This window comes from Klebsiella sp. HMSC25G12 (genome assembly GCF_001807705.1).
Classification (GTDB): domain Bacteria; phylum Pseudomonadota; class Gammaproteobacteria; order Enterobacterales; family Enterobacteriaceae; genus Klebsiella; species Klebsiella variicola.
In genome coordinates this window covers 1-22,988 of the sequence record NZ_KV789805.1, presented here as the reverse complement: position 1 = coordinate 22,988, position 22,988 = coordinate 1, and the positions used below count along the sequence as shown (strand labels likewise).

At 58.2% G+C, this 22,988-nt stretch carries 24 protein-coding genes; 12 read left to right on the top strand and 12 right to left on the bottom strand.

The annotated features are described in order from the left end of the window. Positions 1 to 26: 26 nt before the first annotated feature. Complete coding sequence (gene ftsP / locus HMPREF3096_RS03490; protein ID WP_008806504.1) at positions 27 to 1,439, top strand: cell division protein FtsP; 1,413 nt, start codon at positions 27 to 29, stop codon at positions 1,437 to 1,439. 33 nt (positions 1,440 to 1,472) lie between these two features. Continuing rightward, on the top strand, positions 1,473 to 3,746 hold the full coding sequence (locus tag HMPREF3096_RS03485) for a YgiQ family radical SAM protein (protein WP_162822796.1): 2,274 nt from the start codon (positions 1,473 to 1,475) through the stop codon (positions 3,744 to 3,746). Positions 3,747 to 3,832: 86 nt separating this feature from the next. Here the strand turns inward: HMPREF3096_RS03485 and dkgA are convergent, their stop codons facing one another. Beyond that, the gene (gene dkgA / locus HMPREF3096_RS03480) at positions 3,833 to 4,660 is read right to left on the bottom strand and encodes a 2,5-didehydrogluconate reductase DkgA (RefSeq protein WP_008806502.1); all 828 of its coding nucleotides are present in this window, start codon (positions 4,658 to 4,660) and stop codon (positions 3,833 to 3,835) included. Positions 4,661 to 4,805: 145 nt separating this feature from the next. Then, positions 4,806 to 5,969 (bottom strand): alcohol dehydrogenase, encoded by a 1,164-nt coding sequence (gene yqhD, locus HMPREF3096_RS03475; RefSeq protein ID WP_008806500.1) that lies wholly within the window; start codon positions 5,967 to 5,969, stop codon positions 4,806 to 4,808. A 196-nt stretch (positions 5,970 to 6,165) separates the two neighbouring features. Between yqhD and HMPREF3096_RS03470 the strand changes: the two genes are divergently transcribed. Beyond that, the gene (locus HMPREF3096_RS03470) at positions 6,166 to 7,065 is read left to right on the top strand and encodes an AraC family transcriptional regulator (RefSeq protein WP_012967218.1); all 900 of its coding nucleotides are present in this window, start codon (positions 6,166 to 6,168) and stop codon (positions 7,063 to 7,065) included. A gap of 49 nt (positions 7,066 to 7,114) precedes the next feature. Here HMPREF3096_RS03470 and yghB read toward each other — a convergent pair whose 3' ends face one another. Together yghB and metC are read right to left on the bottom strand one after the other, a co-directional pair. Then, positions 7,115 to 7,774, bottom strand: a complete 660-nt coding sequence (gene yghB, locus HMPREF3096_RS03465; protein ID WP_004205217.1) for a DedA family general envelope maintenance protein YghB — start codon at positions 7,772 to 7,774, stop codon at positions 7,115 to 7,117. Positions 7,775 to 7,905: 131 nt separating this feature from the next. Further along, positions 7,906 to 9,093: a cystathionine beta-lyase gene (gene metC, locus HMPREF3096_RS03460; protein ID WP_008806499.1), complete on the bottom strand. Its 1,188-nt coding sequence runs from the start codon at positions 9,091 to 9,093 to the stop codon at positions 7,906 to 7,908. Positions 9,094 to 9,343: 250 nt separating this feature from the next. On the opposite strand from metC, the gene exbB reads away from it, so the two are divergent. The 5 genes from exbB to HMPREF3096_RS03435 all read left to right on the top strand — a co-directional run bounded on the left by exbB (position 9,344) and on the right by HMPREF3096_RS03435 (position 12,518). Then, a complete protein-coding gene (gene exbB / locus HMPREF3096_RS03455; RefSeq protein WP_004174395.1) occupies positions 9,344 to 10,075 on the top strand; it encodes a tol-pal system-associated acyl-CoA thioesterase in 732 nt (243 codons plus the stop codon). Positions 10,076 to 10,081: 6 nt separating this feature from the next. Continuing rightward, on the top strand, positions 10,082 to 10,507 hold the full coding sequence (gene exbD, locus HMPREF3096_RS03450; protein ID WP_012967219.1) for a TonB system transport protein ExbD: 426 nt from the start codon (positions 10,082 to 10,084) through the stop codon (positions 10,505 to 10,507). Positions 10,508 to 10,647: 140 nt separating this feature from the next. Next, positions 10,648 to 11,142, top strand: coding sequence for a TIGR00645 family protein (locus HMPREF3096_RS03445; protein WP_008806498.1), 495 nt, complete (start codon positions 10,648 to 10,650; stop codon positions 11,140 to 11,142). 122 nt (positions 11,143 to 11,264) lie between these two features. Next, positions 11,265 to 12,152: a YghX family hydrolase gene (yghX, locus tag HMPREF3096_RS03440; RefSeq protein ID WP_023298222.1), complete on the top strand. Its 888-nt coding sequence runs from the start codon at positions 11,265 to 11,267 to the stop codon at positions 12,150 to 12,152. Positions 12,153 to 12,230: 78 nt separating this feature from the next. Continuing rightward, complete coding sequence (locus tag HMPREF3096_RS03435) at positions 12,231 to 12,518, top strand: DUF2623 family protein (RefSeq protein WP_032731255.1); 288 nt, start codon at positions 12,231 to 12,233, stop codon at positions 12,516 to 12,518. A gap of 72 nt (positions 12,519 to 12,590) precedes the next feature. On the opposite strand, the gene yghU is transcribed toward HMPREF3096_RS03435, so the two are convergent. Both yghU and HMPREF3096_RS03425 read right to left on the bottom strand, forming a co-directional pair. After that, positions 12,591 to 13,457 (bottom strand): glutathione-dependent disulfide-bond oxidoreductase, encoded by an 867-nt coding sequence (gene yghU / locus HMPREF3096_RS03430; RefSeq protein ID WP_008806496.1) that lies wholly within the window; start codon positions 13,455 to 13,457, stop codon positions 12,591 to 12,593. A 47-nt stretch (positions 13,458 to 13,504) separates the two neighbouring features. Then, a complete protein-coding gene (locus HMPREF3096_RS03425; protein ID WP_004150918.1) occupies positions 13,505 to 14,065 on the bottom strand; it encodes a DsbA family protein in 561 nt (186 codons plus the stop codon). Between the two features lie 20 nt (positions 14,066 to 14,085). Here HMPREF3096_RS03425 and HMPREF3096_RS30770 point away from each other — a divergent pair, with 20 nt between their 5' ends. From HMPREF3096_RS30770 to HMPREF3096_RS03415, 3 genes are all read left to right on the top strand, one after another. After that, the gene (locus HMPREF3096_RS30770) at positions 14,086 to 14,208 is read left to right on the top strand and encodes a hypothetical protein (protein WP_004217169.1); all 123 of its coding nucleotides are present in this window, start codon (positions 14,086 to 14,088) and stop codon (positions 14,206 to 14,208) included. A gap of 76 nt (positions 14,209 to 14,284) precedes the next feature. Continuing rightward, the gene (gene gss, locus HMPREF3096_RS03420; RefSeq protein ID WP_008806494.1) at positions 14,285 to 16,150 is read left to right on the top strand and encodes a bifunctional glutathionylspermidine amidase/synthase; all 1,866 of its coding nucleotides are present in this window, start codon (positions 14,285 to 14,287) and stop codon (positions 16,148 to 16,150) included. Between the two features lie 145 nt (positions 16,151 to 16,295). Then, complete coding sequence (locus tag HMPREF3096_RS03415) at positions 16,296 to 17,477, top strand: aminotransferase-like domain-containing protein (protein WP_008806493.1); 1,182 nt, start codon at positions 16,296 to 16,298, stop codon at positions 17,475 to 17,477. A 196-nt stretch (positions 17,478 to 17,673) separates the two neighbouring features. On the opposite strand, the gene HMPREF3096_RS03410 is transcribed toward HMPREF3096_RS03415, so the two are convergent. The 3 genes from HMPREF3096_RS03410 to HMPREF3096_RS03400 form a co-directional block, all read right to left on the bottom strand. Further along, positions 17,674 to 17,862 carry a hypothetical protein gene (locus HMPREF3096_RS03410; protein ID WP_032731253.1) on the bottom strand — a complete coding sequence of 63 codons (189 nt, stop codon included), beginning with the start codon at positions 17,860 to 17,862 and terminating at the stop codon, positions 17,674 to 17,676. 199 nt (positions 17,863 to 18,061) lie between these two features. Further along, the gene (locus HMPREF3096_RS03405) at positions 18,062 to 18,406 is read right to left on the bottom strand and encodes a hypothetical protein (protein ID WP_012540552.1); all 345 of its coding nucleotides are present in this window, start codon (positions 18,404 to 18,406) and stop codon (positions 18,062 to 18,064) included. A gap of 86 nt (positions 18,407 to 18,492) precedes the next feature. Further along, positions 18,493 to 19,095, bottom strand: a complete 603-nt coding sequence (locus HMPREF3096_RS03400) for a short chain dehydrogenase (protein WP_012540553.1) — start codon at positions 19,093 to 19,095, stop codon at positions 18,493 to 18,495. A gap of 97 nt (positions 19,096 to 19,192) precedes the next feature. On the opposite strand from HMPREF3096_RS03400, the gene HMPREF3096_RS03395 reads away from it, so the two are divergent. Next, the gene (locus tag HMPREF3096_RS03395; RefSeq protein WP_032731252.1) at positions 19,193 to 20,104 is read left to right on the top strand and encodes a LysR family transcriptional regulator; all 912 of its coding nucleotides are present in this window, start codon (positions 19,193 to 19,195) and stop codon (positions 20,102 to 20,104) included. On the opposite strand, the gene HMPREF3096_RS03390 is transcribed toward HMPREF3096_RS03395, so the two are convergent. The 3 genes from HMPREF3096_RS03390 to HMPREF3096_RS31165 form a co-directional block, all read right to left on the bottom strand. After that, positions 20,105 to 21,253: a trans-sulfuration enzyme family protein gene (locus tag HMPREF3096_RS03390; RefSeq protein WP_023340727.1), complete on the bottom strand. Its 1,149-nt coding sequence runs from the start codon at positions 21,251 to 21,253 to the stop codon at positions 20,105 to 20,107. It lies immediately after the preceding gene. A gap of 11 nt (positions 21,254 to 21,264) precedes the next feature. Further along, positions 21,265 to 22,641, bottom strand: a complete 1,377-nt coding sequence (locus HMPREF3096_RS03385; RefSeq protein WP_012967222.1) for a pyridoxal-phosphate dependent enzyme — start codon at positions 22,639 to 22,641, stop codon at positions 21,265 to 21,267. Positions 22,642 to 22,693: 52 nt separating this feature from the next. Continuing rightward, on the bottom strand, positions 22,694 to 22,988 hold a 295-nt coding region (locus tag HMPREF3096_RS31165; protein WP_218069935.1), incomplete at its 5' end, for a hypothetical protein.

Genomic DNA, 22,988 nt, shown 5'->3' with positions numbered 1-22,988 from the left:
ATTTGTCAGTATGTCATGGAGTTAATATGTCACTCAGTCGGCGTCAGTTTATTAAGGCTTCCGGCGTAGCGCTGTGCGCTGGCGCCGCGCCGCTGAAAGCCCATGCCGCCGGCCAGCAGCTTGCGCTGCCGGTTCCGCCGCTGCTGGAATCGCGTCGCGGTCAGCCGCTGTTTCTGACGCTGCAGCGTTCGCACTGGTCGTTTACGCCAGGCACTCGCGCCCCCGTCTGGGGGATCAATGGCCGCTACATGGGGCCGACGATCCGCGTCTGGAGCGGGGACGACGTCAAGCTTATCTACAGCAACCGTCTGACTGAGAATGTCGCGATGACCATCCGCGGTCTGCAGGTGCCTGGCCCGCTGATCGGCGGCGCGGCGCGTATGATGTCGCCGAACGCCGACTGGGCGCCGGTGCTGCCTATCCGCCAGAGCGCTGCCACCTTGTGGTATCAGGCCAACACGCCGAACCGGATGGCGAAGCAGGTATACAACGGCCTGGCCGGCATGTGGCTGGTGGAAGATGAGGTCAGCAAGAACCTGCCAATCCCTAACCACTACGGCGTTGATGACTTCCCGGTGATTATTCAGGACAAGCGGCTGGATAACTTCGGCACGCCGGAATATAGCGAACCGGGGAGCGGCGGCTTCGTTGGCGATACGCTGCTGGTTAACGGCGTGCAGAGCCCCTATGTCGAAGTGTCGCGCGGCTGGGTGCGCCTGCGCCTGCTGAACGCCTCCAACTCCCGGCGCTATCAGCTGCAGATGAGCGATGGCCGACTGCTGCATGTGATTTCCGGCGACCAGGGGTTCCTGCCGGCGCCGGTCTCGCTCAAGCAGCTGTCGCTGGGGCCGGGGGAACGGCGTGAAATTCTGGTCGATATGACCAACGGCGATGAAGTGTCCATTACCTGCGGTGAAGCGGCGAGTATTGTCGACCGTATCCGCGGCTTTTTTGAACCGTCAAGCATCCTGGTCTCCACGCTGGTGTTGACCCTGCGGCCGACCGGGCTGCTGCCGCTGGTCACCGACAGTCTGCCGGTGCGTCTGCTGCCGACCGAACTGCTCTCCGGCACGCCGATCCGCAGCCGGGATATCACCCTTGGCGACGATCCGGGCATCAACGGCCAGCTGTGGGATCCGCAGCGTATCGATATCACGGCGCAACAGGGGACCTGGGAGCGCTGGACGGTGCGCGCCGACCGCCCGCAGTCGTTCCATATTGAAGGGGTGATGTTCCAGATCCGTAACGTCAACGGCTCGTCGCCCTTCCCGGAAGATCGCGGCTGGAAGGACACCGTGTGGGTCGACGGGCAGGTTGAACTGCTGGTCTACTATGCTCAGCCGTCGTGGCCGCACTTCCCGTTCCAGTATCTGAGCCAGACGCTGGAGCTTGCCGACCGCGGCTCGATCGGCCAGATGCTGGTGAATCCCGCGCCGTAATCTCTTCAACCCTGGCCGGAACACGGTCAGGGTTTGAGAAAATCCTCCTTCATTTCCACTATCATTCCGGCTTATAATCCACGCCCTTTTGGTTATTTTTTTATCATTTCCCCCGGAAGCAATATGAGCGCAATATCCCTGATCCAACCGGATCGTGACCTTTTTTCCTGGCCGCAATACTGGGCTGCCTGTTTTGGCCCTGCGCCATTTTTACCGATGTCGCGTGAAGAGATGGACCAACTTGGCTGGGATAGCTGCGACATTATTCTGGTGACCGGCGACGCCTACGTCGACCACCCGAGCTTCGGGATGGCCATCTGCGGCCGTATGCTGGAAGCGCAGGGGTTCCGGGTGGGGATCATTTCCCAACCGGACTGGAACAGCAAAGACGACTTTATGCGCCTGGGTAAGCCGAACCTGTTCTTCGGCGTGACCGCGGGCAATATGGACTCGATGATCAACCGCTACACCGCCGACCGTAAGCTGCGCCATGACGATGCTTACACCGCCGGCAACGTGGCGGGTAAACGCCCGGACCGCGCCACCCTGGTCTACACCCAGCGCTGTAAAGAGGCGTGGAAAGACGTGCCGGTGATCCTCGGCGGCATCGAGGCCAGCCTGCGCCGTACCGCGCATTATGATTACTGGTCCGATACCGTGCGCCGCTCGGTGCTGGTGGACTCCAAGGCCGATATGCTGATGTTCGGCAACGGCGAGCGTCCGCTGGTGGAAGTCGCGCATCGCCTGGCGATGGGCGAAACCATCGACCAGATCCGCGATGTGCGCAATACCGCCATCATGGTGAAAGAGGCGCTGCCGGGCTGGAGCGGCGTCGATTCCACCCGCCTGGATACGCCTGGCAAAATTGACCCGATCCCGCATCCGTACGGTGAGGATCTGCCGTGTGCCGATAACAAGCCGGTTGCGCCGAATAAGCAGGAAGCCAAAAGCATCACCGTGCAGCCGCCGCGGCCCAAACCGTGGGAAAAGACCTATGTGCTGCTGCCTTCCTTCGAGAAGGTGAAAGGCGATAAGGTCCTGTACGCTCACGCTTCGCGTATTCTGCACCATGAAACCAACCCCGGCTGCGCCCGGGCGCTGATGCAAAAGCATGGCGAACGCTATATCTGGATCAACCCGCCGGCAATCCCGCTCTCGACTGAAGAGATGGACAGCGTCTTCGCGCTGCCTTACAAGCGTGTGCCGCATCCTGCTTACGGCGACGCGCGTATCCCGGCGTATGAGATGATCCGTTTCTCGATCAACATCATGCGCGGCTGCTTCGGCGGCTGTTCGTTCTGCTCAATCACCGAGCACGAAGGGCGCATTATCCAGAGCCGTTCAGAAGATTCGATCATTAATGAAATCGAAGCCATTCGCGACACGGTGCCCGGCTTTACCGGGGTGATCTCCGATCTCGGCGGACCAACGGCCAACATGTATATGCTGCGCTGCAAATCGCCACGCGCCGAGCAGACCTGCCGCCGTCTCTCCTGCGTCTACCCGGATATCTGCCCGCACATGGATACCAACCATGAGCCGACGATCAATCTTTACCGTCGCGCCCGTGAGCTGAAGGGCATTAAGAAGATCCTCATTGCCTCTGGCGTACGCTATGACATCGCCGTCGAAGATCCGCGCTATATCAAAGAGCTGGCGACCCACCACGTCGGCGGCTATCTGAAGATCGCCCCGGAGCATACCGAAGAGGGGCCGCTGTCGAAGATGATGAAGCCGGGGATGGGCAGCTACGACCGCTTTAAAGAGCTGTTTGATACCTATTCGAAGCAGGCGGGTAAAGAACAGTATCTGATCCCGTACTTTATCTCCGCCCATCCGGGAACCCGCGATGAAGATATGGTGAACCTGGCGCTGTGGCTGAAGAAACATCGCTTCCGTCTCGACCAGGTGCAGAACTTCTATCCGTCGCCGCTGGCGAACTCGACCACCATGTATTACACCGGCAAGAACCCGCTGGGCAAGATTGGCTATAAGAGCGAAGAGGTGGTGGTGCCGAAGGGCGATAAACAGCGCCGTCTGCATAAAGCGCTGCTGCGCTATCACGATCCGGCAAACTGGCCGCTGATCCGTCAGGCGCTGGAGGCGATGGGTAAAAAGCACCTGATTGGCTCACGCCGCGACTGCCTGGTGCCTGCCCCGACGCTGGATGAGATGCGCGAAGCGCGTCGCCAGAACCGCCATACCCGTCCGGCGCTGACCAAGCACACGCCGATTGTACATCAGCGTTCTAACGGTGAAACGACGGCGAAAAAACCGGTCAAACGCGGTAAAGTCGCCGGGCGTTAAGCCTGACGTTGTGCCCGGTAGCGCTTTGCTGACCGGGCCAGTTGGAGAGCCGGATAGGCGTCAGCGCTATCCGGCTTTTTTATATGTTAGCCGCCAAACTGATCCGGATCGGGCCCTAAACGCTTGCCCTGGTCCAGCTTCGCGATTTCGCTGAGTTCGTCTTTGTCGAGACGGAAATCCCAGACGTTAAAGTTTTCCGCGATACGCGACGGCGTCACTGATTTCGGGATCACCACCAGACCGCTATCAAGATGCCAGCGGATGACGATTTGCGCCGGCGTTTTGCCGTACTTATCGGCGAGCTGGTGGATGACTTTCTGATCGAACACCCCTTTACCGCCCTGGGCCAGCGGGCTCCAGGATTCTGTCTGGATCTTGTGGGTGGCGTTCCAGGCATGCAGTTGACGCTGCTGCAGCAGCGGATGGAGCTCAATCTGGTTGATCACCGGTGCGACGCCGGTTTCATCAATCAGCTTCTGCAGATGCGGGACCTGGAAATTACACACGCCGATGCTTTTCGCCAGCCCCTGCTGCTGCAGCTCGATCAGCGCCTGCCAGGCTTCGACGTAATGGCCGATCGCCGGCACCGGCCAGTGGATTAAGTAGAGATCCACATAGTCGAGCTTCAGCTTGCTGAGGCTCTCTTTCAGCGCCTCGTGCGGCCGTTTTTGATCGTCGTTCCACAGCTTGGTGGTGATGAACAGCTCATCGCGATTGACGCCTGCGCTGTGCAGCGCGTTGCCGACGCCGGCCTCATTTTGGTACGCGGCGGCGGTGTCAAAAGAGCGATAACCGACTTCCAGCGCCTTATGAATGGCGGAGACGACTTCCTCGTTGCCAGCTTTCCACACGCCGAGACCCAGCTGCGGCATCAGGTTGCCGTCGTGTAGTTTTATAACGGTTGGATGTGTCATGCCTTCCTCCTGTTAATGAACTCGGCGAGGCAGAATCCGCCGAGGGGTAGCATTAAGTCTGGACGAAATAGCTAAAAACGGTAGTAAAAACACCTCTCCCCGACGTTTGTTTAACGTAAGGAGAGGTGAATCAGGCGGGGTTAAATTAGCGAGCAGCCTCGTAAATACGGCGGCTGACGTCCAGGGTGATATCCTGATGTTCGCCCAGTTTGGTCATGCCGTGCTCTTCCAGTTTCGCCAGCAGCGCCGGGATGGAGCTACCGTCGAGACCGTAATCGGAGAGGCGGGTCGGCACCCCCATCTGCTCGAAGAAACTACGGGTTGCGGCAATAGCGGCATCGATACGCTGTTCTTCGGAGCCCTCGGTGATATTCCATACGCGCTCGGCATACTGCAGCAGCTTCGCGCGCTTGGTATCGCGTTTCTCATTCCACAGCGCCGGCAGCACGATAGCCAGCGTCTGGGCGTGATCCAGACCATGCATCGCCGTCAGTTCGTGGCCGAGCATATGGGTCGCCCAGTCCTGCGGTACGCCAGCGCCGATAAGACCGTTCAGCGCCTGAGTCGCCGCCCACATAATATTAGCGCGCACGTCGTAGTTCTCTGGCTCCTGCAGCGCTTTCGGGCCATCTTCCACCAGCGTCAGCAGAATGCCTTCGGCGAAACGGTCCTGAATTTTGCCGTCAACCGGGTAGGTGACGTACTGTTCAACGGTATGGACGAAGGCGTCAACCACGCCGTTGGCGACCTGGCGCGGTGGCAGAGTGTAGGTGTAAACCGGGTCGAGGATCGCGAACTGTGGCTGGACGTGCGAAGACATAAACGCGCGTTTGTCGCCGGTGGTTTTCCGCGAAATCACCGCCCCTTTGTTTGATTCAGAACCGGTCGCTGGCAGAGTCAGAACCGAACCCATTGGAATGGCGCTGGCGATCTTACTGCCGTAAGTTTCCAGAATTTCCCATGGATCGATAGCGGCGTCGTAATGGGCCGCCGCGGCGATGAACTTGGTGCCATCCAGTACTGAACCGCCGCCGACCGCCAGCAGGAAGGTGACCTTCTCTTCACGGGCGAGCTTCACGGCGTTCATCAGAGTTTCGTAAGATGGGTTCGGCTCGATGCCGCCAAATTCAAGGACATCCAGGCCATTCAGGGCGGTGAGTACCTGATCCAGGACGCCCGTTTTTTTCACGCTGCCGCCGCCGTAGGTGATCAGTACGCGAGCCTCCGCCGGGATCTGTTCACGCAGCTTTTCAATCGCGCCTTTGCCAAACAGAATGCGGGTTGGGGTATGCAGGTCAAAATTATTCATTACTAGTGTCCTCAAAAGAGTAAAACCGCCGACAGGGACGATACCGCTGCCAGATGACGGTTATTGTGGTCCTGGCGCCGTTGACCCTCAATGCACATTTCTGCCGATGTCTTGCCTATTTCTCCATGTGGCTGGAGAATTCTCGCCAGCCTGCGCACAATGTATGGGTGAAGAAACATCGGGAGAGGCGGTGGCAATGCAACACGCACAGATATGCCAGATATTGACAGAGAAGATTAACCAGCTGAAAGATAAGCACGAACTGTTAAGTTCGCTGCTGCCTGACGTCCGCCTGCTGTATGGGACGCAGCCGGGTACCCGGACGCCGGTGATGTATCAGCCGGGGATCGTTTTTCTCTTTTCCGGCCATAAAATTGGTTATATCAATGAGCGGACTTTTCGCTACGACACAAATGAATATCTGCTGCTGACCGTGCCGCTGCCCTTCGAATGCGAAACCTTTGCCACCCCGGAGGTGCCCCTCGCCGGGATGCGTCTGAACGTCGATATCCTGCAACTGCAGGAGCTGCTGATGGATATTGGCGAGGATCCGCTGTTTCAGCCCGCCGTCGCCTCCAGCGGAATAAATTCGGCAGTGCTTTCCGAAGATATTTTATGCGCTGCCGAACGGCTGCTCGACGTCATGGATCGTCCGCTGGACGCGCGCATTCTTGGCAAGCAGATTATCCGTGAAATCCTCTACTATGTGCTGACGGGCCCCTGCGGCGGCGCACTGCTGGCGTTGGTCAGCCGACAGACCCATTTCAGTTTGATAAGTCGCGTGCTGAAACACATCGAGAGCCAGTACACCGAAAACCTGAGCGTCGATCGGCTGGCGGCAGAGGCGAATATGAGCGTCTCGGCGTTTCACCATAATTTTAAATCGGTGACCAGTACTTCACCGCTGCAGTATCTGAAAACCTACCGTTTGCACAAGGCGCGTATGCTGATGATCCATGACGGCATGAAGGCCAGCGCGGCGGCGATGCGGGTGGGGTATGAAAGTCCTTCGCAGTTCAGCCGCGAGTTTAAGCGCTACTTCGGTATGACGCCCGGGGAAGATGCCGCACGAATTCGCACGATGCAGGGCATGTAATATCGGGAAGGGCAAGCCGGGCGGGCGCAGGCCCCCCGGCAGGTGGCCGTCAGGCGCTGCAGTATTTCTTTTTGATCACCACGAACAGCGTGCCGAGCAGGCCCGCCAGCAGCAGAGCAATCGGCAGGATCATCAGGCAGGTCATGACCTGATCTTCATGGCGCTTCACAAACGGGATCATGCTCAGTGCATAGCCGAGACCCGTGACCACGCCAACCCACAGCAGGGCGCTCAGCCAGTTGAAGAACTGAAAGCGGCGGTTCGGCAGGCCGGAAATCCCCGCCATGGTTGGCAGCAGGGTGCGGACAAATGCCAGAAAGCGGCCCGCGAGCAGCGCCAGCAGGCCGTGGCGATCAAACATACAGGTGGCGCGCTGATGGTACTTGTGCGGCAGATGCGCCAGCCAGCCTTTCACCGTTTGCGTATTGCCCAGCCAGCGCCCTTGCACATAGCTCAACCAGCAGCCGAGGCTGGCGGCGGCGGTCAGAATGGCGATAGTGGGCACAAAGTCCATGACGCCTTTAGCAATCAGCGCGCCGGCGAGCAGCAGCAGGCTGTCCCCCGGTAAAAAGGACGCGGGCAGCAGCCCGTTTTCCAGAAACAGGGTGGCGAACATAACCAGATATACAACGCCCACAACGTGAGGGTTCGCCAATGCGGCAAAATCATGTTGCCACAACGCGGCGACAATCTCTTGAATGACAACCATGGACTTTCCTAAGTGGTACCGTATTGTTGACTAGTGTACTCCTGAAGAGACCCGAGCACCTTGATCCCGGGCGCAACAAAAGCGGCCGCTTTGCTAAAAAGCGTCCGCTATTGTTGCCACTGACTGTCACTTTACACGATACGCGCGAAGCCCGCTGCTAAATCCGCCTGCAGATCGTCAACATTTTCGAGACCAATGTGCAAACGGATCAACGTGCCGCTGAAGTCGACTTCCGCATCCGGTCGGATGTGAGCGATTTGCTCCGGCTGATTGGCCAGAATCAGCGATTCAAAGCCGCCCCACGAGTAGGCCATGCTGAACAGGCTGAAATTGTCGAGGTACTCGGCCAGTTCGGCATCATTGAGGCGCTTGTTGAGTACAAACGAGAACAGCCCGCTGCTGCCGGTAAAATCGCGCTTCCAGAACTCATGGCCTTTACTGCCGGGCAGGGCGGGGTGGTTGACCCGCGCCACCTGCGGATGCTGCGCCAGCCACTCGGCGATGCGCAGGCTGCTTTCATGATGCTGACGCAGGCGCACGCCCAGGGTGCGCAGGCCGCGGCTGGTCATATAGGCGGTATCGGCGTCCAGCATTTGTCCCATCAGATAGGCATTCTCACGCAGCTGCGGCCAGCAGCGCGCGTTCGCCACCGCAGTGCCGACCATGGCGTCGGAATGGCCGATCAGGTATTTGGTGCCTGCCTGAATAGAAATATCGATGCCAAAATCCAGCGCTTTGAACAGGATCCCCGCCGCCCAGGTGTTATCGATCATGATAATCGCTTCCGGCGCGACCTGACGCACGGCGGCGACAATCGCTGGCACATCATGCACTTCCATGGTGATGGAGCCAGGCGATTCAAGGAACACCACGCGGGTCTCCGGCCGAATAAGTTGGGCAATATCGGCGCCAATGAGGGGATCGAACCAGCTGGTGGCGACGCCGAGTTTAGCGAGAATTTTGGTACAAAAATCCTGGCTTGGCTCATAGGCGGTATTGGTCATCAGCACATGGTCGCCCTGTTCGACGAACGCCAGGATGGTGTTGGCCACCGCGGCCGCGCCACAGGGGAAGAGGGCGCAGCCGGCGCCGCCTTCCAGCTCGCACATCGCTTCCTGCAGCGAGAAGTGGGTCAGGGTGCCGCGACGCCCGTAGAACAGCTCGCCGTTGGCCCGATTGCGGGTGGCGTGCTTTTTGGCCTCTACGGTGTCGAAAACCAGCGATGACGCGCGCTGGATCACGCTGTTCACTGAGCCCTGGGTATATTTTTTGCTCCGCCCGGCGTTGACCAGCGCGGTATCAAGATGTTTATCAGCCATGTTGATGAACCTGTTTTTATACGTCTGGACGTCTAAACTAGCATGAATCTTCTTTTCTGTACCAGTGCGGCGCCGATACAGGCGAAAATTTTACCAGGCCCGCGCTAAGCCGCTTTTTTACTGCGTGAGCGCAAGGAAAATAAACGTGATTTGCTGCACAGTGTAAATACTAATGAGAACCACTATCAATTCGATGTCGTTTTGATATTATTGTGGGCAGGTTTTGTGATTATCGTCGTGGAGATAGAGCGTGGGTAATAATTTGATGCAGGCGGATCTCTCCGTTTGGGGTATGTATCATCATGCCGATATTGTCGTTAAGGTGGTGATGATTGGCCTGATTCTGGCGTCGGTCGTCACCTGGGCCATCTTTTTCGGCAAAGGGGCGGAAATCCTCGCCAGCAAGCGACGCCTCAAACGTGAACAGCAGCAGCTGGCGGAAGCCCGCTCTCTCGATCAGGCCAGCGATATCGCCAGCGCCTTTGAGGCGAAGAGCCTGACCACCCAGCTTATCAATGAAGCACAGAACGAACTCGAACTCTCTGCCGGTGCCGAAGACAATGAAGGCATCAAGGAACGAACCGGTTTTCGCCTTGAGCGCCGCGTCGCGGCGGTCGGTCGCCATATGGGGCGCGGCAATGGTTATCTGGCCACCATCGGCGCCATTTCGCCGTTCGTGGGTCTGTTCGGGACCGTCTGGGGCATCATGAACAGCTTTATCGGTATCGCCCAGACGCAGACTACCAACCTTGCGGTGGTAGCGCCGGGCATCGCGGAAGCGCTGCTGGCGACGGCCATCGGCCTGTTCGCCGCCATCCCGGCGGTGGTCATCTATAACATCTTTGCCCGCATGATTGGCAGCTACAAGGCCTCGCTCGGCGACGTCGCCGCTCAGGTGCTGCTGCTGCAAAGTCGCGACCTGGACCTCAGCGCCAGCGGTGTGAAGCCGGTGCGTAGCGCGCAGAAATTACGGGTAGGTTGATCGGCTATGGCGATGCGTCTTAATGAAAATCTGGACGATAACGGCGAAATGCATGAGATCAACGTGACGCCGTTTATCGACGTCATGCTGGTTCTGCTGATTATCTTTATGGTGGCTGCGCCGCTGGCGACGGTTGACGTGAAGGTGAATCTGCCGGCCTCCTCCAGCCAGCCGCAACCGCGACCGGAAAAACCCATTTATCTGTCGGTGAAGGCGGATAAGAGCATGTTCCTCGGCAACGACCCGATTACCGAAGCGAATATGATTAACGCCCTGGATAGCCTGACCGCCGGCAAAAAAGATACCACCGTCTTCTTCCGCGCGGATAAAACCGTCGATTACGAGACGATGATGAAAGTGATGGATACCCTGCATCAGGCGGGCTATCTCAAGATCGGGCTGGTGGGCGAAGAGACCGTCAAAGCCAAATAACCCGATTCTGTTCCTGAAAAGGCTGGCCGCGCGCCGGCCTTTTTTATGGCCGTCTGCCGGCGATGTGTTGGCCTGGCGTTGCCATCACGTTATCTGTCTGAGATATAATGTCGCTTCTTTTTGTTAACTAACAGGATTATATGGAACGCTTTCTGGAAAACGCTATGTACACTTCGCGCTGGCTGCTGGCACCGGTTTATTTTGGCCTTTCGCTGGGACTGGTCGCGCTGACCATCAAATTTTTTCAGGAGATCGTCCACGTTCTGCCGCATATCTTCAGCGTCAGCGAGTCGGAATTGATCCTGACGCTGCTGTCGCTGGTGGACATGACCCTGGTGGGTGGCCTGCTGGTGATGGTGATGTTCTCGGGCTATGAGAATTTCGTGTCGCAGCTGGATATCAATGAAGGGAAAGAGAAGCTGAGCTGGCTCGGTAAAATGGACGCCACCTCTCTGAAGAATAAAGTCGCGGCGTCAATTGTGGCGATCTCCTCTATCCACCTGCTGCGGGTGTTTATGGATGCGAAAAACGTGCCGGACAACAAGCTGATGTGGTACGTGATTATCCACCTGACCTTCGTCCTTTCGGCCTTTGTGATGGGCTATCTCGATCGTCTGAACAAAGTGAAACACTGATCTCTTCTCTCCCGGCGGTGTTAGCCGCTGGGCTTTTTTCTCCCCCGTTTCTGCTTCTCTGCGCTGGCGTATGTCCGGGCTTCTGCTTTGCTTAAAGGGCGCTTAACAACGGAGGCAAGGTGATGACGCGATTAACGGCCAAAGATTTCCCGCAGCAGCTGCTCGAGTATTATGACTACTATGCCCACGGCAAAATCAGCAAACGCGAGTTTCTCCAGCTGGCGGGGAAATATACTGTCGGCGGGATGACCGCGCTGGCGCTGTTTAATCTGCTGAAGCCCGACTATGCCCTGGCAGAGCAGGTACTGTTCACCGATCCGGATATCCGTCCGGAGTATATTCATTATCCCTCTCCTGACGGCCACGGCGAAGTGCGGGCTTACCTGGTGACGCCGACGAAAATAGCCGACAAAGCGCCCGCCGTTGTGGTGGTACATGAGAACCGAGGCCTCAATCCCTACATTGAAGACGTAGCCCGGCGGGTCGCGAAAGCGGGATATATCGCGCTGGCGCCTGATGGCCTGAGCGCCGTCGGCGGCTATCCGGGGAATGATGATGAAGGCCGCGCGCTCCAGCAGAAAGTCGATCCCGTGAAGCTGATGAATGATTTTTTTGCGGCGGTCGCGTTTATGGCGAAGCATCCACAGGCGACGGGGAAGGTCGGTATCACCGGGTTTTGTTACGGCGGCGGCGTCAGCAACGCGGCGGCGGTGGCGATCCCGGAGCTAGCCTGCGCGGTGCCGTTTTACGGCCGCCAGCCGCCGCTGAAGGAGGTCGATAAAATTAAAGCGCCGCTGCTGCTGCACTATGCCGGCCTCGATAGCGGCATTAATGAAGGCTGGCCCGCCTATGAACAGGCGTTGAAGGAACACCATAAAGTCTACGAGGCCTATCTCTATCAGGGCGTGAATCACGGCTTTCATAATGATTCCACGCCGCGCTACGATCGGGCTGCGGCTGATCTGGCCTGGCAACGCACGCTGGCATGGTTTGAGAAGTATTTACGCTAGCGCAAACGACATAAATAGCGCTACCGCTCGCTCAAAAAAACGCTATATAATTTATTATACAGCGATTGGGAGGGCGCGATGGAAAATCATTTTGGCAAAGGCTTAATGGCGGGGCTACAGGCATCCTATGCTGACACCGCCGCGCATGCGGCGAATTTTTGCGCCGACTATAAACGCGGGTTTGTGCTCGGCTACTCGCACCGCATGTTTGAAAAAACCGGCGACCGTCAGCTCAGCGCGTGGGAGGCGGGGATCCTGACCCGTCGCTATGGCCTTGACAGAGATAGGTTGATGGATTTCTTCAAAGAAGGTGGGTCGGGTATGGCGATGCGCTATTTTCTGGCGGGCTATCGGCTGGAAAGCTAAACAGGACGGCTTCGCAGGCGGAGCCGTCCTGTGGTGGGAACCCTTTCCCGTCAGCGGGAAAGGGTGAAGACCTTACGCCTGGCGCTTATCTTCCGTTTGGGTGTCAAAGTCGCGGGCGTCGTGGCGCTCATGTAGCTGCTCATTGAGCGGGCCGTTGGTGCGGTTGACGATGCGTCCGCGCTTGACGGCCGGGCGGTTGCCGACATCCTGCGCCCAGCGCAGCACGTTTTTATAGCTCCCGGCGTCGAGGAACTCCGCCGCGTTATAGACATTGCCCAGCACTACGTTGCCATACCACGGCCAGACAGCCATATCGGCGATGGTGTACTCCTCGCCGGCCACATAGCGACCGCGGGCGAGCTGTTTGTCCAGCACGTCGAGCTGGCGTTTGGCTTCCATCGTAAAGCGGTCGATCGCGTACTCGATCTTCACCGGCGCATAGTTATAGAAGTGGCCGAAGCCGCCGCCGAGGAATGGCGCCGCGCCCTGCAGCCAGAACAGCCAGTTGAGGGTTTCGGTGCGGCCGGCAGGATCTTTTGGCAGGAAGAAGCCAAATTTTTCCGCCAGATAGAGAAGAATGTTGCCGGACTCAAATACCCGGGTCGGCGGCGTGGTGGAGTGGTCGCTGAGGGCCGGGATCTTCGAGTTCGGGTTGATATCGACAAAGCCGCTGGAAAACTGATCGCCTTCGCCAATGCGTATTAGCCAGGCGTCGTACTCCGCGCCGCTGACGCCCAGCGCCAGCAGCTCCTCCAGCATGATGGTCACCTTCTGGCCGTTGGGCGTGCCCAGTGAGTATAGCTGGAGCGGATGGGTACCGACCGGCAGGACGCGTTCATGGGTCGCGCCGGAAACGGGACGGTTGATATTGGCGAACGCGCCGCCGCTGTTTTGCTTCCATTCCCACACTTTGGGTGGCTGGTAGTTTTGCTCTGACATGCTGGTTTGCCTTTTTCGTGGATGTACAAAAAGTGTAGCAGGTGACCTCAGGCCATAATCCGCGCAGCCCACACGCTGACATCATCACCGCTGCCCAGATCCGGCTGCACCAGGCCATTGACCATAAAGGTCGGCGAGACGTGAATGCCGTTCTGACGGGCGTATTTACTGTGCCACTTGATCACGTCCTGCAGCTCCGGGCGGGCAAAGGCGGCCCCCAGCAGCACGTGACTGTAACGTTCAATGCGTTCAATGATTTGCTGCGGCGTGGCGTTCATGTTCGGCCCGCTGCAGTGATCGGTAAACTCAAACTCTTCCCGATGGTCGGCCACGGCCTGCATCACCTTATGCGCCTGCTCTCTGCCGTGCGGCAGGGTGGACGCGGCGAGGATGCAGCGGACAATCACCCCGGAGAACAGATGCCACGGCTGCGACTGCAGGCGTATCTTGATGGTGACGTTATCGGCGCCGACCTCATCAAGCAGGTCGTCGAGCTTATTAAACGCGCGGACAGAGTAGGGGCAGGTGGGCTCAAGGAACACCTCAAACGTCCGCGGGCCGTGTCCCCAGACCAGCGGTTGGGCATTCAGATGCGAGGGTGTGCTCATTGTCGACTCCTGATGTTGCGTTGTTTTTTTGTTATATCACCGATAACGATATCACTTTTGTTTCCGGCTGCAGGGTTATTTTCCTTAACGGCACGATTAGCGAAACGAATGAGTGGTATCATCGTTACACCTCTGTCTGGTAAGTGCCTGCGGCAGGATAAGAAGAGGGAGTTTTGTTTCGCCAACTGCCCGGGCTGCATTAATTTGAGGTCAGGCTAAATGAGCAAAGGATCGACAAGTAGTGACGCCCCGTTTGGGACATTGTTAGGCTATGCGCCCGGCGGCGTGGCGATTTATTCATCGAATTACAGTAGCTTAAATCCGCAGGACTACCCGGATGACGCGACGTTTCGCAGCTACATCGGCAATGAGTATATGGGGCATAAATGGCAGTGCGTCGAGTTTGCACGCCGCTTTCTGTTCCTGACCTACGGGTTTGTCTTTACCGATGTGGGGATGGCATATGAAATCTTCTCCCTGCGTTTCCTGCGTGAAGTGGTCAATGACAATATTTTGCCGCTGCAGGCCTTCGCCAACGGTTCCCGCCGTCCGCCCATCGCCGGTTCGTTACTGATCTGGCAGAAGGGAGGCGAGTTTAAGCACACCGGCCACGTCGCGGTGATCACCCAGCTTGTCGGCAATAAAGTGCGTATCGCCGAGCAGAACGTCATTCACTCGCCGCTGCCGCAGGGCCAGCAGTGGACCCGCGAGCTGACCCTCGAGGTCAACGCCGGCCGGTACACCATCAAAGATACCTTTACCGATACCGAAATTTTAGGCTGGATGATCCAGACCGCCGATACCGAACACAGCCTGCCGCAGCCGGTGCTGCCGGGCGAGGCGATGGCGATCAAAGGCGCGCGGCTGCCGAACAACGGCCAGTTCCGCGGCAAATGGCTGAACGAGAAAGATCCGCTGCAGAAAGCCTACGTGGCGGCCAACGGCCATTTCATCAACCAGGATCCCTACCAGTATTTCACCATCAGCGAAAGCGCCGAACAGGAGCTGATCAAAGCCACTAACGAGCTGCACCTGATGTATCTGCACGCCACCGATAAGGTGATGAAGGATGATAACCTGCTGGCGCTGTTTGATATCCCGAAAATCCTCTGGCCGCGTCTGCGTCTCTCCTGGCAGCGCCGTCGTCATCATATGATCACCGGGCGCATGGATTTCTGCATGGACGAGCGCGGGCTGAAGGTGTACGAGTACAATGCCGACTCCGCCTCCTGCCATACCGAAGGCGGGCTGATCCTTGAACAGTGGCTGAAGCAGGGCTACTACGGCACCGGCCACAATCCGGCGGAAGGTCTGCTCGATGAGCTGGCGGGGGCGTGGAAACACAGCCGGGCGCGGCCCTTCGTCCACATCATGCAGGACAAGGATCTGGAAGAGAATTACCACGCGAAATTTATCCAGCGTTCGCTGACCCAGGCCGGTTTTGAGAGCAAAATTCTCTTTGGCCTTGATGAGCTGCGCTGGGACGCTGCCGGCCAGCTGATTGACGCTGACGGGCGGCTGGTCAACTGCGTCTGGAAAACCTGGGCATGGGAAACCGCCATTGAGCAGGTGCGCGAAGTCAGCGCCGATGAGTACGCGGCGGTGCCGATTCGTACCGGACATCCGCAGAATGAGGTGCGGCTGATTGACGTCCTGCTGCGTCCTGAAGTATTGGTATTCGAACCCCTGTGGACGGTGATCCCGGGTAACAAAGCGATTCTGCCGGTGCTGTGGTCGCTGTTCCCGCATCATCGCTATCTGCTGGATACCGATTTTGTGGTTAACGACGAGCTGGCGAAAACCGGCTATGCCGTGAAGCCCATTTCCGGACGCTGCGGGAACAATATCGATTTGATCGGTCCTCAGGATGAGGTTCTGGATAAGACCAGCGGCCAGTTTGTCGATCGCAAGAATATCTACCAGCAGCTGTGGTGCCTGCCGAAAGTGGACGGTAAGTACATTCAGGTGTGCACATTTACCGTCGGCGGTAACTACGGCGGTACCTGCCTGCGCGGCGATTCGTCGCTGGTGGTGAAAAAAGAGAGCGATATCGAGCCGTTAATCGTTTTGAAAGACAAAGCATGACGTGCGAAACCCGGGTAGCGGCATACCCCTGTCCGGGTGACAACGTACAGAAAAGGATAGCCCCGGCATGGTCAGCGCCGCCGGGGAACACCTGCAACGAAGCGAAGATAATTAACACAACAACAAGACAGAAAAGGAAAATAGTATGCACGATCGGCGTCTCGCCGCCCGCGCGGGTGAACTCAAGCCCTCCGCCGTCCGCGAACTTCTCAAGCACAGTAAACTGCCCGGCGTGATCTCGCTTGGCGGCGGCATTCCGGCCCCGGAATTGTTTGATACCGAAGGCCTGGAGCTGGCGGTGCAGAAGGTGATGAGCGAACGTTTTCATGACGCATTCCAGTACGGTCTGACGGAGGGCTACCCGCCGCTACGTCAGGCGGTGAGTGAAATCTGTCACTCCCGTGGCGTGACCTGTTCTCCCGCTCAGGTCTATATCACCTCCGGCTCGCAGCAATCGCTGGATATCGTTGCTCGTACGCTGCTCGATCCAGGTGACACTATCGTCGTTGAACGTCCCACCTATCTGGCGGCGCTGCAGGTGTTTCAGCTGGCGCAGGCCAATATTCTCAGTGTCGACACCGATGATGACGGGATGCTGGTGGAGCAACTGGCCGACCTGCTGGAGACCACCCGCGTCAAAGCCGTTTATCTGGTGCCGACGTTCGGCAACCCCGGCGGCAAAACGCTGAGCGAGACGCGTCGTCGTCGCCTGGTTGAACTGGCGAAAAAATATGACTTCGTCATTCTGGAAGACGATCCCTATGGCGAAATTAGCTTCACTGACGCCGTTCGACGCCCGCTCTATCAGCACGCGGTTGAGCTGGGCTGTGAAGATCAGGTGGTCTACACCTCGACCTTTTCGAAGATCCTCGCGCCGGGGATGCGCATCGGCTGGGTCGTGATGCCGGACTGGCTGGCGCAGCAGACGGTGATCGTCAAGCAGGCGGCGGATCTGCATACCAATATGCTGTCGCAGGTGATCACCGCGGAGTACCTCGGCATGAACCGGCTGGAGAACCAGATCGCGTTGATTCGCGAAGACTACCGCAAGAAGTGTGTGGCACTGGCCGACGCGCTGGAAAGCCGCCTTGGCGAGCACCTGGAATTCAGCCGCCCGCAGGGGGGCATGTTCCTGTGGGCGCGTTTCCGCTATCCGTTCGATACCATGGAATGGATGAAGAAAACGCTGGAAAACGGCGTAGTCTACGTTCCTGGCGAAGCGTTCTATCACGATAAGCCGGATACCCGTACTCTGCGTCTCTCCTACTCCACGGTGTCTGAGGCCGGGTTGCTGACGGCCGTTGAGCGGCTGGCGGCCTCCCTGTAATGACTCTGCTGTGCGCCGCTTAACGACGGCGCACAGCCCTTCGCGGCGAGAGCGGGAGGAACTGACGTTAGCGTCCAGCGCCAGGGTCAATCTGTCTCGGCGATCCGGTCATCCAGCCAGACCAGCATCAGCGATGCGAGAAAAGCAACCGCAAAGGTGCCAATAAACAACCACATAAATGTCCCTCGCGGGTTAATTATTTTTCTGATTTTACCGGAGAGCGATCGTTTCGGTCGGAGATGGAGATTTTTGTCCCAGCAGAATGGCTGGCGAGAGAGAAAAAGTCATCGGCATCAATATCGAAGTTGAGAATAATTTCCCTGTATTTCCCACAGTTAATCAATGCGTTGGCTTCTTTAATACTACTGGCAATAATGACTGGCATCAGTTTTATCTCATTTTGAAAACTGAGAAGCAAAATAAGAGTTAGTTCGTACCAGATCAACTACTTTTTATAGTATGTCGCAGCAGAAAAAAACGTCATATCGCGGCCCCGCAAGAGCGGGGTGTTTTATGGCGGTCATCTGGCTACCAACAGCACAATCTCATTCGACGCTGAAGATATACTGCGATTTCGCCCCCCATCAGGATGATTTTCCCTGCTGTTTTTCGCGCAATATCTCGCCACAGCGCTGCCGATCTTCGCCCAGTGTTTGCTGCTCCTGCGCGCTGAGCTGGCGCCAGGTGTCCAGCATCCGCTGCCCCAGCGCCGGCAGGTAATGGGTTTTATGCAATGCATAGTCCGAATTTCCCCCTTCGACGATATTTTGCATATCGTGGAGGAACTGGCGGCTGTCGTCATGATCGATCATGCAAAAGACTGCCCGGTAGTAGGCTTCTTCATCTGCGGTGTAATGCGGGGTGAACCACCAGACCAGCAGCGCGATAAGCGCCAAAAGCGGGATAATAAAAGGTAATTTTTTCAACATCAGTTTTTTGGCCGGAGACAATCAGCCGTCAGTGTACCTGCAATGACGGCCTGATGTAAGCGCCGGCCCCGGCGGGCCGGCACAGGCTAGTAGCCGACCGGGTAGATGCGGCCGGTCTGAACGCCTTCAATGCTGCGACGATAGGCCTGCGCCACGGCGGCGGCGGGGACGCTGGCAAAGCCCGGGAAAAAGTCGCCGTAGGCCGCCAGCGACTCGCTGAGCACGGTGGGGCTAATGAGATTGATGCGGATCCCGCGTGGCAGTTCGCAGGCGGCGGCGCGCACAAAGCCTTCCAGACCGGCGTTGACCGTCGTGGCATTGACCCCCTGAGCAATGGGCTCCTGGGCGACAATACCGCTGACCAGAGTAATCGACCCGCCGTCACGCAGGAAATGCTGCCCGATCAGCGCCAGGCGAATTTGCCCCAGCAGCTTGTCCTGCAGCCCGAGGTTGAACTGACTGTCGGTCATGGTGCTTAACGGCCCAAAGTGCAGATTGCCGGTGGTGGAGACAATCGCATCTACTTCGCCCGTTTGGGCAAATAGCGCCTCGACGCTCTCCTGCGAGGTGATATCCACCTGATAATCTCCCCGGGTGCGGCCGACGCGGATAACGTCATGTCTCTGGCTCAGCTCTTCGCTGACCGCGCGACCGATGGTGCCGCTGGCACCGATAACGATAATTTTCATGGCTGTCTCCTGATGAGGTGAGACGCTATTCTTTAATAAAACGAATATCGGATAAACTGGCTAAAAGTTAGAACATTACTAACCAGAGGTTAGCAATATGGATAAGCTGCGAGGGATGGAGACGTTTATTGCCGTGGTGGAGTGCGGCAGCTTTACCGGGGCGGCGTCGCGCCTGGGGCTGTCGGCGGTGATGGTCGGGAAATATATCGCCCAGCTGGAAAGCCAGCTGGCGACGCGTCTGCTGGAGCGTAACACCCGACGCCAGAGCCTCACCGACGCCGGGCGGGTCTATTTTGACGAAGCGAAACGGGTGATGGAGCAGGTCTCCATCGCCGAAAGCGCGGTCGAGCGGCTGCGGCTGGCGCCCGCCGGCACCCTGCGGGTGAGCGCCCCCACCTCGTTTGGCGCCAGCGTGATCGCGCCCCTGACCGCCACCTTCCTGCAGGCCTGGCCTGCGGTCCGGGTGGAACTGGATCTGACTAACCGGATGGTCGATCTGGTGGATGAGGGGGTCGATCTGGCGATCCGCATTGGCGAGATCCATCAGGAGGATCTGGTGGCCCGCTATCTGGCGCCGTATCGGATGGTGATCTGCGCCGCGCCGGCTTATCTGGCGCGTTACGGGACCCCCGGGACGCCAGAGGATCTCGCCGATCATCTCTGCCTGTCCCATACGGTCTGGACCGCCCGCAATGAGTGGCGACTGCCGGGCATAGAGGGGGAAGTGCGCTGGAAACGCGATGCGATTTTACGCTGCAATGATGGTTACGCGCTGCGCCAGGCGGCAATCGCCGGGGCCGGGCTGCTGATGCAGCCGGAGGTGCTGCTGGCCGATGCGCTGACCAGCGGCAGCCTGGTGCGGGTGCTGGAGGCCTGGACCCCGCAGCCGAGACCCGTGCATCTGCTCTGGCGCCAGGATCGTCGGCCCCTGCCAAAGCTGACGCAGTTTATCGCCCATCTTCAGCAGGGAATGGCCGACGTGCTGACAACGACCCGCGCGTCGGAATAATCACTCCTCCCGCAGCGCCTGCTGCCAGTCGGCAATCAGATCGTTGGGATCTTCGATCCCCACCGACAGGCGGATCTGCTGGGGCGTGATGCCATTCGCCAGACGTTTCTCCAGCGGGATCGAGGCATGGGTCATGCTGAACGGCTGGCTCACCAGACTCTCCACGCCGCCCAGGCTCTCCGCAAGCGTAAACCAGCGCAGCTTGCTGATAATGCGCTCGGCGTAACCTTCATCGCCCTTCACCACCACCGAAATCATGCCGCCGGGCAGCGCCATTTGCTGGCGCGCCAGCTGATGATGCGGGTGCGAGGCCAGCCAGGGGAACCAGACTCGCTCCACTTCCGGCTGCTGTTCCAGCCATTCGGCGAGCTGCAGCGCGTTCGCGCTGTGGCGCTCCATCCGCAGCGCCAGGGTACGGATACCACGTAGCGTCAGGAAGCTGCTGAACGGGTCAAGTACCCCGCCTACCGCATTCTGCAGATAGCCAAGCTTTTCCGCGAGCTCGGAGTTATCGCCAACCACCGCCAGGCCGGCGACGACATCGGAATGGCCGTTGAGGTATTTGGTCGCGGAGTGCACCACAATATCAAATCCATGCTCCAGCGGGCGATGGATCGCCGGCGAGGCGAAGGTGTTATCGGCGACGCTGATCAGGTTATGGCGTCGCGCGATGGCGGCGATGGCGCTGAGATCCGCCAGCTTCAGCAGCGGGTTGGTGGGCGTTTCCACCCAGATCATGCGCGTATCGGGGCGGATCGCCGCTTCAATCCCCTTCAGGTCGTCGGGTTTCACCCAGCTCACCTGCAGACCAGCGCTACGGCGGCGAACGTTTTCCAGCAGGCGGTAAGTGCCGCCATACACATCATCGACCGCCACCAGGTGACTGTCCTTATCCAGCAGCTCCAGCACGGTGGAGATGGCGGCCAGCCCGGAGGCGAACGCATAGCCGCGCGTGCCGTTTTCCAGGTCGGCGATCGCCGTCTCCAGCGCGTGGCGGGTAGGGTTCCCGCTGCGGGAATATTCATAGCCGGTATGCTGCCCCGGCGCCGGCTGAGCAAAAGTGGAGGTGGCGTAAATCGGCGGCATCACTGCGCCGTGGCTGTCGGTGAAGGTTCCGCTATGTACGCTCAGGGTGTGGATAGATGACATAAAAAAATTCCTTATTGTGCGACTCGGTTACGCCAGGCGGTTAGTACATCGCTGCGGGTGACCAGGCCAAGAAAACGCGCGTTGTCAGCGATCACCGCCACCAGACCGCGATCGAGAATAGCCTGCAGTTCGCTCTCTGGCGCACGCTTATCGAGAGTTTCAACATGGCGGCTCATCGCTTCGCTGACCGGCAGGGAGAAGCGTTGGCGATCGCCCTGTACGTGGCGGATCAAATCCCACTCATCGACAATGCCGACCACGTGGCCATCCTCCAGCACCGGCAGCTGGGAGATGTCATACAGCCGCATGCGGGTAAAGACTGCGGCCAGGGTGTCGTCCGGCGCGGCCGTGACGGTGGCGCCTTCGTCATGGCGCAGGGCGATAAAATCACTGAGATCGCCCTGTTCGGGCCGGGCGATCAGTCCTTGCTGGCGCATCCAGTCATCGTTGAACATTTTGGACAGGTATTTATTGCCGCTATCACAGGCGAAGGTCACCACCCGTTTCGGACGGCTTTGTGCCCGGCAGTAGCGCAGGGCGGCGCTGAGCAAGGTGCCGGTGGAAGAGCCGGCCAGCACGCCCTCGACCTGCAGCAGCTGGCGCGCAGTCTGGAACGCTTCGCTGTCGCTGACGCGATACGCGGTATGCACCCCCTCCAGCCTGGCCAGAGGCGGGATAAAATCTTCGCCGATCCCTTCGACCAGCCAGGATCCCGTTTCGCCGTAGCGACCGGTATCAACCTGATCGGCAAGGATCGAACCCGCCGGATCGGCGAGAATAAATTCCGTTTTCGGCGAGTGTTCAGCAAACCAGGCTTGAAGCCCGCCCAGCGTGCCGCCGGAGCCGACGCCGACAACGACGGCGTCAATGTCGCCCTCCAGCTGCTGATAAAGCTCCGGCGCGGTGGAGGTGGCATGGGCCAGCGGATTGGCGTCGTTATTAAACTGGTCGATATAAAAGGCGCCCGGCGTTTCATCGGCAAGGCGGCGGGCATAATCCTGATAATAGGCCGGGTGGCCTTTATTGACGTCGGAACGGGTGAGCAGCACCGTCGCGCCCAGCGCCCGCAGGTGAAAGATTTTCTCGCGGCTCATTTTGTCCGGCACCACCAGGATCAGCCGGTAATTTTTCTGCGCCGCGATCAGCGCCAGGCCGAGGCCGGTGTTGCCGGCGGTGGCTTCGATTATCGTTCCTCCGGGCGCCAGTTTTCCCTGGCGCTCGGCTTCATTAATCATCGACAGCGCAACGCGATCTTTAATTGACCCGCCGGGATTCTGATTTTCCAGTTTTAAAAACAGACTGCAGGGGCCGGTATCCAGTTTGTGCAACTGGAGCAGGGGAGTATGACCGATCAGGTCGCTCACGGAATGAAACAGTGACATAACCATTTACCCACTCGTTTAAGATATTTTTGCATGGTAGAGCTGTGAAAACGGTAATTTAAAGAACATTTCTCTGCCTGTTAGCGTCAAATGGAATATAAGATGCTATTTGGCCATCTGGAGGGAAAGCAGGGTAGCCACCTGGGTGGATCGATTGCCAGAAAAGGGCGTTTTTAGCCGCTTTTGGCGAGAAAATGGCGATTTTAATCAGCGTGTTATCTGATATCTGAAAATGTATTTTCGAAAAGATTCTATGGGGAATAGGTCTTAATGGCACAGAGGATACGGCGTGGTAGAAACCCACAGATATAGGGCGCAGAAAAGCAAAAACCCAGCCATAGGCTGGGTTCTCT

Coding starts and splice junctions, on each gene's coding strand:
- yghU (WP_008806496.1), bottom strand. CDS start 13,457: ATGTCAGAGCAAAACTACCAGCCACCCAAAGTGTGGGAATGGAAGCAA.
- exbD (WP_012967219.1), top strand. CDS start 10,082: ATGGCGATGCGTCTTAATGAAAATCTGGACGATAACGGCGAAATGCAT.
- HMPREF3096_RS03435 (WP_032731255.1), top strand. CDS start 12,231: ATGGAAAATCATTTTGGCAAAGGCTTAATGGCGGGGCTACAGGCATCC.
- ftsP (WP_008806504.1), top strand. CDS start 27: ATGTCACTCAGTCGGCGTCAGTTTATTAAGGCTTCCGGCGTAGCGCTG.
- yqhD (WP_008806500.1), bottom strand. CDS start 5,969: ATGAATAATTTTGACCTGCATACCCCAACCCGCATTCTGTTTGGCAAA.
- HMPREF3096_RS03445 (WP_008806498.1), top strand. CDS start 10,648: ATGGAACGCTTTCTGGAAAACGCTATGTACACTTCGCGCTGGCTGCTG.
- HMPREF3096_RS03410 (WP_032731253.1), bottom strand. CDS start 17,862: ATGCCAGTCATTATTGCCAGTAGTATTAAAGAAGCCAACGCATTGATT.
- HMPREF3096_RS03390 (WP_023340727.1), bottom strand. CDS start 21,253: ATGTCATCTATCCACACCCTGAGCGTACATAGCGGAACCTTCACCGAC.
- dkgA (WP_008806502.1), bottom strand. CDS start 4,660: ATGACACATCCAACCGTTATAAAACTACACGACGGCAACCTGATGCCG.
- yghX (WP_023298222.1), top strand. CDS start 11,265: ATGACGCGATTAACGGCCAAAGATTTCCCGCAGCAGCTGCTCGAGTAT.
- HMPREF3096_RS03470 (WP_012967218.1), top strand. CDS start 6,166: ATGCAACACGCACAGATATGCCAGATATTGACAGAGAAGATTAACCAG.
- HMPREF3096_RS03395 (WP_032731252.1), top strand. CDS start 19,193: ATGGATAAGCTGCGAGGGATGGAGACGTTTATTGCCGTGGTGGAGTGC.
- HMPREF3096_RS03400 (WP_012540553.1), bottom strand. CDS start 19,095: ATGAAAATTATCGTTATCGGTGCCAGCGGCACCATCGGTCGCGCGGTC.
- HMPREF3096_RS03415 (WP_008806493.1), top strand. CDS start 16,296: ATGCACGATCGGCGTCTCGCCGCCCGCGCGGGTGAACTCAAGCCCTCC.
- yghB (WP_004205217.1), bottom strand. CDS start 7,774: ATGGTTGTCATTCAAGAGATTGTCGCCGCGTTGTGGCAACATGATTTT.
- metC (WP_008806499.1), bottom strand. CDS start 9,093: ATGGCTGATAAACATCTTGATACCGCGCTGGTCAACGCCGGGCGGAGC.
- HMPREF3096_RS03405 (WP_012540552.1), bottom strand. CDS start 18,406: ATGTTGAAAAAATTACCTTTTATTATCCCGCTTTTGGCGCTTATCGCG.
- gss (WP_008806494.1), top strand. CDS start 14,285: ATGAGCAAAGGATCGACAAGTAGTGACGCCCCGTTTGGGACATTGTTA.
- HMPREF3096_RS03385 (WP_012967222.1), bottom strand. CDS start 22,641: ATGGTTATGTCACTGTTTCATTCCGTGAGCGACCTGATCGGTCATACT.
- HMPREF3096_RS03425 (WP_004150918.1), bottom strand. CDS start 14,065: ATGAGCACACCCTCGCATCTGAATGCCCAACCGCTGGTCTGGGGACAC.